Raw genomic sequence first — 9,473 nt, forward strand, 5'->3', positions numbered from 1 at the left:
CGCCCCCGCCCCCGCCCCCGCGCCTGCACCTGCGCCTGCGCCGAAGCCCGCCACCGGCAGCAGCCAGGCGGCCTCGGGCTACCCCACGATCCCGGCACCCACGAGCGCCGCAGGACGGACCGGCTACACGGCATACAAGGCGACCGTGTTGCACCAGGGCTCCGCCGGGGCTGCCGTGAAGGTGCTCCAGCGTGCGCTCGGCGGGCTGAGCGCCGACGGCGCGTTCGGCCCCCGGACCGCGGCCGTCCTCACGGCCTGGCAGAAGGCGCACCACCTCCCGGTGACCGGCACGACGACGCGGGCGACCTGGGATGCGCTCGAGCGGCGTGACTTCCCGCTCGTGCAGTGGTGGAACACGGTGCTGCGCAACGGATCCAGCGGTCCGGCGGTGGTCGCGCTGCAGCGTGCGCTGGGCATTTCCGCCGACGGCAAGTTCGGTCCGGTGACGGAGCGGGCTGTGAGGGATGCCCAGGGACGGGCTAACCTCGCCCGAACAGGCGTTGTGGCGACCCTCACATGGCGGGCGATCGAGACCCGGATGCATCGGTAGGGAAGCCCACGCGCGGCACCACCCAGCAGGAGCACCACCCCCGCATGTCACGCACCAACGGCGCCCCCACCCGCCGCTCCACCCGTCACCGCCAACGCAGCCCCCGCACCCTGAAGGTCCTCGCCGGGGCTGTCCCCGTCGTCCTCGTCGGTGCCGGCCTCGCCCTGGTCGCCGTCAACGGCGGCGTCAAGACCACCCTCGACGCCGCCGCCGCGACCTGCGCCAACCCCACCCACGTCACCGTCAGCACCACCCGGGAGTTCCTCCCGGTGATGCGCAAGGTCGCCTCCGGCGTGGAGGAGGCCGCCGGTGACCGCGATGGCTGCCCGGCCTTCGACGTCTCCGCCGCCGCCCCCGCCGCGGAGGTCTCCCAGGTCTCCGGAGGTGGCCCGGACGCCCCCGAGGTGTGGGTGCCCGACTCCTCGGTGTGGGTGCAGCGCGCCAACGCCCAGCTCGGCGGGGACCCCCTGCCGCAGCCGGTCACGGTCGCCCAGAGCCCCCTCGTCGTCGCCGTGCCGCAGGCCCGGGCCGCCCGCTACGCCGGGGCGGGGGTGCCCTCGTGGGCCCAGCTCCTCGGCGGCACGGTCCCGGCCCGGATGAGCGACCCCGGCGCGTCCACCGCCGGGCTGATCGCCCTCACCACCGTGCGCTCGGCCCTCGGCAGCTCCCCGGAGGTGCAGCAGGAGATCGGCGGCGCCATGATCACGCTCTCCCGCACCGCGGCGAAGAGCACCGACGACCTGTTCGCAGCCGCCGCCTCGCAGGGCGCCGGCGCCGCCGGGTTCCCGGCCAGCGAGCAGCAGGTGCTGCGCTACGACGCCGGCCACCCCGAGGCGCTGCTGGTCCCGGTGGTGCCGACCCCGGGCACCGGCCGGCTGGACTACCCGTTCGTCACCGTCGGCCAGCAGAAGCCGGCCGTGGCCAGGGCTGTCCTGGCGCTGCGCAACGCCCTCACCTCCGAGACCGGCCAGCGCGCCGTGCAGGCCGCGGGCTTCCGCACCGCCAACGGCCGGGGCGGCCCGACGCCGACGCCCGGCGTCCCCAACCCCGACGTGACGCTGCTGCCCGCGCCGTCGCTGAAGGACGTCGACGCCGCGCTGCAGACGTGGAGCGCGGTCTCCACCGAGATGCGGATGCTGGCTGTCATCGACGTCTCGGGCTCGATGACCGAGCAGTTCGGCGGCCTCTCGCGGATGGCCGTCGCCCAGGGCGCCACGGATGCCGCCCTGCGGTTCTTCCCGCCGCGCTCGCAGGTCGGCCTGTGGGTCTTCTCCACCGACAAGGACGGCCCGGGCAAGGACTGGAAGGAGCTCGTGCCCCTCGGCCAGCTCGACCAGACCGTCAACGGCGTCAACCAGCGCGAGATGCTGCTGAAGGCCAACTCCGGGCTGAGCTCGTACATCGGCGGCAACACCGGCCTGTACGACACGATCCTCGCCGCCTACGAGCGCGTGAAGCAGGACTGGGACCCCAGCCGGATCAACTCCGTGGTGCTGCTCACCGACGGCCAGAACGACGACACCCAGGGCCTCGACCTCGGCGGGCTGATGGCCAAGCTCAAGGCCGAGGCCGACCCGACCAGGCCGGTGCCGGTCATCACCATCGGCATCGGCCCCGACGTCGACGCCTCGGTGCTGGACCAGATCTCGCGGGCGACCGGCGGCAAGTCCTACCTGGCACAGAAGCCCGACGACATCCGCAAGGTGTTCGTCGAGGCGCTGCTCCAGCGCAGCTGCCGGCCCAACTGCTGACGTCGGTCAGCGCGGGTCGAGCGTGACCCCCTCGGCCGCGAGCCGGCCCGGCATCCGTGCCGGGTCCGGCTCGCGGACGAGCACGACCGAGCCGTCGACCGCCCAGGCGGCCAGCGCGGTGCGCAGCACCGAGGCCAGGTCACCGGTGGCCAGCACCCGGGCGCCGGCCGGCCACCCCGGGGAGGGGACCACGGCGTCGTATGCCGTGTGCTCGCCTCCGGCGACCAGGGCCGCGTCCTGCGGTCCGGGGGCGTCCCACGGGCTGAAGGCGTCGGCATACGTCGCGAGCTCGCGGGCCTCGTCCATGGCACCCGCGGGCAGCGGGTTGGGGTGCGAGCGGGCGAGCGCGGCCAGGGTGACCACGACCGCCTCGCCACCGGCCGGCACGTGCTCCGGGTCGTCGGTGACCGTGATGTCGGCGTCGGCGGTGCCGTCGAGGTCGACCGTGGCGCCGACCGACCACGCGGCCAGGGCCCAGTACAGGGCGCGCCAGTGACCGGGCAGGTCCAGGTGGACCACCGTGCCCGGGCCGGCGTCGAGCTCCTCCTGGAGCGCGTTGCCGGCCTTGGCGACCCAGTTGGCCAGGACCTTGCCGGACAGCTCGATCCGTTCGCCACGGGTCTCACCCGGGGCGTCGTCGTAGAACGTCACCCGGGGGCGGGCCGGGTCGGCGGTGAGCAGGTCGGCGAGCAGCGAGGCGGGGGTACGCACGCCGGCAGCCTACGGGCGATAGCGTCACGGTCGTGAAGGCCACCGAGTTCGCCCGCCGCGCCGACGCCGTCATCTCCGGGGCCTCCCAGGAGAGCGTGCGCGAGGACTCCGGCGACCTGCCCCTGCTGCGCGGCGAGCGGGTCGCCGCGCGAGGCGCCACCCGGGTGCTCGTGACCGTCGCCCTGCTCGTCGTGGTCGGCGCGGCCGCATGCGCGCTGCTCGCCCCCGTCGGGCTCTGGCTGCCGCTGGTGGCGTTGCCGCTGCTGCTGGTCCTCGCCGTGGTGTGCGCGCGGGTCAGCCGGCTGGCCTCGTCCCGGACCATGCCCGTGTGGGCCGTGACCGCGATCGTCGTGCTCGCCCTCGGGACCACCGTCTGGGCCGGGCTCACCCACTCCGAGCAGGCGCTGCCCCGGCGTGACCCGGGCAGCTACCTGCAGTCGGCCACCGTGCTGGCCACGACCCACCAGCTCCCGGTGCAGGTGCCGGCGGACACCGTCGGAGGCGCCGCGGTCCTGCGCATCCCGGGGGTGAACCTGGGGAGCCCCGCGTTCTACCAGGTCGGCACCGTCACGCACCCGGCCGTGCAGCCGCAGTTCATGGTCGGCACGGCTGCCTGGTACTCCCTCGGCATCTGGCTGGCCGGTCCGCTGGGCGCACTCTGGCTGGCGGCGGTCTTCGGCGGGCTCGGGGTCCTGGGGCTGGGCCTGCTCACCGGGTCCGTGGTTGGACCGCGGTGGGGACCGCTGGGAGCGCTGGCCAGCGCGATCTGCTTCCCGATGCTGCACATCGACCGCTCGACCTACTCCGAGCCGCTGGCCGTCGTGGTCCTCGTGGCCGGCCTGCTCATGCTGGTCGAGTGCACCCGCAAGGGGGCCCGCGGGCACTGGCAGCACGCCCGCCAGCTCGGCTTCCTCGCCGGTCTGCTCATCGCCGGCGGCGGACTGATGCGGGTCGATGCCCTGCGCGAGACCCTGCTGCTCCTGCCGTTCGCGGCCCTGCTCATCATCCGGCGCGACGGTGGCGGCTGGCCGCTGCTGGCCGGCGCCGGCGTCGGCACCCTCGTCTCCTTCGCGGCGGGCCTGGGGCTGTCCTACCGGTACCTCGGCAGCATCGCCGGGTCGCTGCTGCCGCTGCTCGCCCTCGGGGTCGGCCTCGCCCTCCTGGCCACCGCGATCGTCATGGCGGCCCGGCGCGGGATGCGGCTCCCGGACGGCATACGGCGGCGGCTCCCGGCAGCCGCGGCCATCGTGGTCCTGCTCATCGGGGTCGTCCTGGCGGCCCGACCGCTGTTCCAGACCGTGCACCAGTCCGCAGCCGACCCCGGCTCCCACGTCGTCGCCGGGCTGCAGCAGCGGCAGGGGCTGGTGGTCGACGGGGCCCGCACCTACGCCGAGCAGAGCCTGGCCTGGACCGCCTGGTGGCTCGGCCCCGCGGCGCTGGTCATCGCCTTCGTCCTGCTGGTGGGCGCCGCCCACCGGGTCGCCCGCGCCTGGGTGGACGACGAGCCGCTGCCACGCTGGAGCGGGCCGTTCCTCGTGGCCTTCGCCTCGGCGGTCCTCACGTGGTACCGCCCGGGCATCACCCCCGACCACCCGTGGGCCGACCGTCGGCTCATGGTCGCCCTGCCGCTGGTGATCATCGCCGTGGTCGCCGCGGCGGCGTGGCTGACCCGCTGGTCCACCCGCCACCTGCCGCCGGCAGCCCTCGTGGCCAGCAGCGTCGTCGTGTCCGCGGCGCTGCTCGTGCCGGAGGCGATGGCCACCTGGCCACACGCCACCGAGCGGGTCGAGCAGGGCGAGCTGAGCGCGGTCGACCAGGTCTGCCGGGCCTTCGCCCCGGGCGACGTGGCCCTGGCCGTCGACGACAGGGCGGTGCTGGAGTGGCCGCAGGTCGTGCGCGGGCAGTGCGGGGTGCCGTCGCTGTCCCTGATCCAGAAGGTGCGCCAGGACCCCGTCGCCCGGGGCCAGGCCGTGGCCGCGGTCGCAAAGGCGGTGCGCGCCAACGGCGGGCGCCTGGTGCTGCTGGCCGCCGACTCCGACGCAGCGCTGCGCACCCCGCTGCCGAGCGGGGTCACCGCCGGCCCGGTCGTGCAGGCCACCGACGTGATGGTGCGCGAGGACGCCCGGCTGCTCGAGCGCCGTCCGGACCACCTGGTGTCGCTGCCGATCCGCGTCTGGCTCGTCGCGGTCCGCTGAGCCGCCGCCGTCCTGACCGGCGCCGTTGACCGTCGTCATGGCACGGCTCGGGCTCGACGCGTGGCTGCGGGAGCGCGCCCACCGGTCGCGGGTAGGCTCACCCGCGAGATGAACGAGCACACCACCTCCACGCAGTCCGGCGCCGAGCACGGCGTCACCCCCGTCGACGGCGCCACCGAGGCACTGCCGCTGACCACGGCCCTGCCGCCGGTCAGCCCCGAGCAGGTCGAGGAGTCCCCGTCCCGTGTGGGCGACGAGCCGACCCTGCGGATGGAGGTGCCCCCGGCCTCGCCCGCCCCCGCGCCGCTGGAGCAGTCGGCCCCCGCGCCCGTCCCCACCCCGGTGACCGAGGTGCACGGTCAGCCGACCACGGGCCGCGACGGCGCGCCATACGTCACGGTCGTGCTGCCCTGCTACAACGAGGGCGAGCACGTCCTGCAGGAGATCGACCGCATCACCGCGGCGATGGAGGCCAGCGAGTTCACCTACGAGCTGCTGTGCATCGACGACGCCTCGACCGACAACACCCTGCAGGTGCTGCACGACGCGGCGACCCGCTACCCGAACATCCGCGTGATGCCGTTCCGCCGCAACGGCGGCTCGGGCACGGCCCGGCGCATCGGCACCCAGCAGGCCCACGGCGAGATCGTCGTGTGGACCGACGCGGACATGACCTACGAGAACGAGCGGATCCCCGAGCTGGTGCGGATCCTGCGCGACGACGAGAGCTACGACCAGGTCGTCGGTGCCCGCACCACCGAGGAGGGCACGCACAAGTGGGCCCGCGTCCCGGCGAAGTGGCTCATCCGCAAGATCGCCGAGAAGCTGTCCAACGAGAAGATCCCCGACCTCAACTCGGGCCTGCGGGCGTTCCGCCGTGAGGTGTCGCTGCCCTACCTGCGGCTCCTGCCCCCCGGCTTCTCCTGCGTCACGACGATCACGCTGGCGTTCCTGCACAACCAGCACGACATCAAGTACGTCCCGACCAGCTACGCCAAGCGCGCCGGTGTCTCCAAGTTCCACTTCGCGCGCGACGCCTACCGCTACATCCTGCAGGTGCTGCGGATGGTCATGTACTTCAACCCGCTCAAGGTGCTGCTGCCGCCGGCGCTGTGGATGGTCGGCATCGGCCTGGTCAAGGCGGTCGTGGACATGGTCCGCCACCCTTTCTACTTCCCGGCCAGCACCGTGCTGCTCCTGGTCAGCGGCATGATGATCGGGTCTGTCGCGCTGCTCGCCGACCTCGTGGTGCGTTCACGAGACGGCGTCTGAGCCGGGGACGCCGATGAGCGACTCCGCGCTGAAGGTGGCCGTGGTCGGCCCCACCCACCCCTACAAGGGTGGCGTGGCCGCCCACACCACGACGCTGGCCCACCAGCTGGCCGAGGCCGGGCACGACGTGACCCTGGTGTCGTGGAGCCACCTGTACCCAAGCCGGCTCTACCCGGGCGAGCAGGCCGTGCCCGGTGGCGCGCCCGACGTGCCGCCGTTCCCGCGGACCGTGCGGGCCCTGTCGTGGGCCCGCCCCGACACGTGGGTGCGGACCGGGCGCCGGCTGCGCGGCTTCGACGCGGTCGTCGTCGTGCACGTCATCCCCGCCGTCGTGCCGGCCCACCTGGCGCTGCTGCGCGCGGCCGGCGTCGGGCGCACCTCGAGCACCGGCCAGGGCCCGCGCTCGGTGGTCATCGCCCACAACGTCATGCCGCACGAGTCCCACCCCGGCGACAGCGCGCTGATGCGCTCGCTGTTCTCGCGCGTCGACGCCGTGCTCGTGCACAGCGCCGAGCAGGCCCGCCTCGCCCACGACCTCGGCGCCCACCGGGTGTCGGTCGCCGAGCTCCCGCCGCACCTGCCCGGCGGCCCCGCCGAGGAGCGGCCCCCGTATGCCGGTCCCACCCGCCTGCTCGCCCTGGGCATGGTCCGCGAGTACAAGGGCGTCGACCTGCTGCTGCAGGCCCTGGCCCAGGTGCCCGACGTGAGGCTGACCGTCGCGGGGGAGCTCTGGGGCTCCAGCGGTGACCGGGTCCGGGTCCTCGCGGCCGACCCGCGGGTGCGCGACCGGGTGAGCATCCGCTCCGGCTACGTCCCGGCCGAGGAGCTGGCCAGCCTGCTGGCCTCCCACGACGTGCTGGCGCTGACCTACCGCAGCGCCACGGCCTCGCAGAACGCCCTGCTCGGACAGGCCCACGGGATGCCGGTGCTGGCCTCGGAGGTCGGCACCTTCGGCGCCCAGGTGCGTGACGGCGTCGACGGGCTGCTCGTGCCGCCCGGGGACGAGGCGTCCCTGGTCACCGCGCTGAAGCAGCTCGCCGACCCCGACGAGCTCGCGCGGCTGCGCGCCGGGGTCCGCCCGCCGGACCTGACCAGCCCTTGGGCCACCTACGTCGGCATCCTCGAGGCGCTGGCCTCGCCCAGCACCGCCGCCGCCGACGGCCTGCCAGAGGAGGAGAGGACGCTGCCGACCACGGTCAAGGACCGGCTGCTCGCCCCGGTCCGCACGGCGCTGGCCGGCAAGCGCCCCCCGATCGAGCTGACCCGAACCGACCTGCCGGACTGGGTCCGGCCCAGCGACGTGCTGGCCGACGCCGCCGAGGCCGACGAGGCCCGGGCGTTCGCCCGCGAGCTGGGGCTGCCCCGCGGCGGTGACGCCGTGGCAGCCTGGGCCGCGCTCGGGGCCCTCGCCGCCGTGGTGCGCCTCGGTGACGACGGGCACCACAGCGCAGTCATCCTCGACGAGTCCGGCAGCCGCTCCCCGCTGTCCCGGTGGGCCCGCGCGATCGGCTTCGCCCCGGTCGAGCTGGAGCTGACCGGGCCCCGCTCCTCGGTGGCAGTCCTCGATGTCGACACCGCCTCGCTGGACGTCATCACCCGCCTGCACCCCTCCGGCTGTGACGCCGACGACGTCGACGAGGCGCTGAGCCAGGCTTCCTGGGCCCTGCGCTCGGGCGGCCTGCTCTCGATCACCCTGCCGCTCGGCCCGGCCACCGCCGAGGGTGCGGTCGGGCCGGTGGAGGTGCGCGGCGTGCTGGCCCGCGCGCACGACCTGGGCTTCGTCCTGGTCGGTGACCTCGACGGCGAGATCGGTGCCCGGATGCGCGAGGCGAGCAGCGGCACGCACCGCGCGGACGCGGCATACGCGCTGGTGCGCCTGACCTTCCGGCGGCGCTAGGTGGCGCTGCCCCGCGCCCGCCTGCTGGGCCTGCTGCGGCTCGGCGTCGCGCTGGTGATCCTCGCCGCCGTGGTCTGGGCGGTCGCCCGCAACTGGACCGCGGTCTCGGCCGACCTGGGCAGGGTCAGCGGCTGGGCGCTCGTCGTGGCGCTGCTGCTGGCCGTGGCCGGGCCGATCCTGACCATGTTCGGCTGGCGGGTGCTCCTGACCGACCTCGGCTCGCCGCTGCACGTGGCACCGGCCGGCGGCATCTTCTTCATCGGCCAGCTCGGCAAGTACCTGCCCGGGTCGGTCTGGAGCGTCCTGGCCCAGGCCGAGATGGGCGCCAAGCTGCACATCCCGCGGCGTCGCTCGGCGGTGGTGGGCCTGATCTCGATCGGCCTGGGCGTGCTGACCGGGCTGCTCGTCGGGGTCGCCGCGCTGCCGCTGCTGCTGCGCACCTCCGGGTCCGGTCACGTCGGCTGGCTGGTGCTGGCGCTGCCGCTGCTCCTCGTCGCCTGCTGGCCGCGGCTGCTCAACCGGCTCATCGCGCTCGGGCTGCGGCTGCTGCACCGTGAGCCGCTGGAGCACGAGCTGTCCGTCCGGGCGGTGCTGACCTCGGTCCTGCTCTTCGTCGGGGCGTGGCTGTGCTTCGGCGTCCACGTCTGGGTGCTGGCGGCCTCCATCGGCGGGGCCACCGGCTCGACGTCCCTGGCGCTGGCCTCGGTCGCCGGCTACGCCCTGGCGGCGTCGCTCGGCATGCTCGCGGTCATCGCGCCCGCCGGCGTGGGCATCCGCGAGGCCCTGCTCGTGCTCATGCTCGGCCAGGCCATGCCGACCTCCGCGGCCACCGCCGTGGTCCTGCTCTCGCGCTTCATCATCACCGCCGGGGACGTGCTGGTCGCCGGCGGCGGCTGGCTCTATGCCCGCTCCCACCACCTGGTGTCCGCCCACCCGGGGCACGGTGCGCCCGCCGCGCCCGACCCGGTCACCCACGAGGAAGGTCGTCCATGACAGAGCAGCCCGAGGTCCAGCCGACGCCGGCAACGGGTGGACAGGTCGCCGCCCCGCCCGGCGGGCGCCTGCTGGCCGTGGCCAAGCGCGGCGCCGAGCTGGCG

At 74.9% G+C, this 9,473-nt stretch carries 7 protein-coding genes; 6 read left to right on the top strand and 1 reads right to left on the bottom strand.

The window, feature by feature from the left end:
* A partial coding sequence (locus VF825_RS19250) for a peptidoglycan-binding protein (RefSeq protein ID WP_331116440.1) occupies window positions 1-550 on the top strand: 550 nt, incomplete at its 5' end.
* A 44-nt stretch (window positions 551-594) separates the two neighbouring features.
* Window positions 595-2,301, top strand: a complete 1,707-nt coding sequence (locus VF825_RS19255) for a substrate-binding domain-containing protein (RefSeq protein ID WP_331116442.1) — start codon at window positions 595-597, stop codon at window positions 2,299-2,301.
* Between the two features lie 6 nt (window positions 2,302-2,307).
* Here VF825_RS19255 and VF825_RS19260 read toward each other — a convergent pair whose 3' ends face one another.
* A complete protein-coding gene (locus VF825_RS19260; RefSeq protein WP_331116444.1) occupies window positions 2,308-3,012 on the bottom strand; it encodes a TIGR03089 family protein in 705 nt (234 codons plus the stop codon).
* A 32-nt stretch (window positions 3,013-3,044) separates the two neighbouring features.
* Between VF825_RS19260 and VF825_RS19265 the strand changes: the two genes are divergently transcribed.
* The 4 genes from VF825_RS19265 (at window position 3,045) to VF825_RS19280 (ending at window position 9,369) form a co-directional block, all read left to right on the top strand.
* Window positions 3,045-5,207: a hypothetical protein gene (locus VF825_RS19265; protein ID WP_331116446.1), complete on the top strand. Its 2,163-nt coding sequence runs from the start codon at window positions 3,045-3,047 to the stop codon at window positions 5,205-5,207.
* 108 nt (window positions 5,208-5,315) lie between these two features.
* On the top strand, window positions 5,316-6,479 hold the full coding sequence (locus tag VF825_RS19270) for a glycosyltransferase family 2 protein (RefSeq protein ID WP_331116448.1): 1,164 nt from the start codon (window positions 5,316-5,318) through the stop codon (window positions 6,477-6,479).
* A gap of 13 nt (window positions 6,480-6,492) precedes the next feature.
* Window positions 6,493-8,376 (top strand): glycosyltransferase family 4 protein, encoded by a 1,884-nt coding sequence (locus VF825_RS19275; RefSeq protein ID WP_331116450.1) that lies wholly within the window; start codon window positions 6,493-6,495, stop codon window positions 8,374-8,376.
* Entirely contained in the window at window positions 8,377-9,369 is a 993-nt protein-coding gene (locus VF825_RS19280; protein WP_331116452.1) for a lysylphosphatidylglycerol synthase domain-containing protein, read from the top strand.
* The last annotated feature ends 104 nt before the right edge of the window (window positions 9,370-9,473 follow it).

The sequence above is a fragment of the Oryzihumus sp. genome (assembly GCF_036391795.1).
Lineage (GTDB): Bacteria > Actinomycetota > Actinomycetes > Actinomycetales > Dermatophilaceae > Oryzihumus.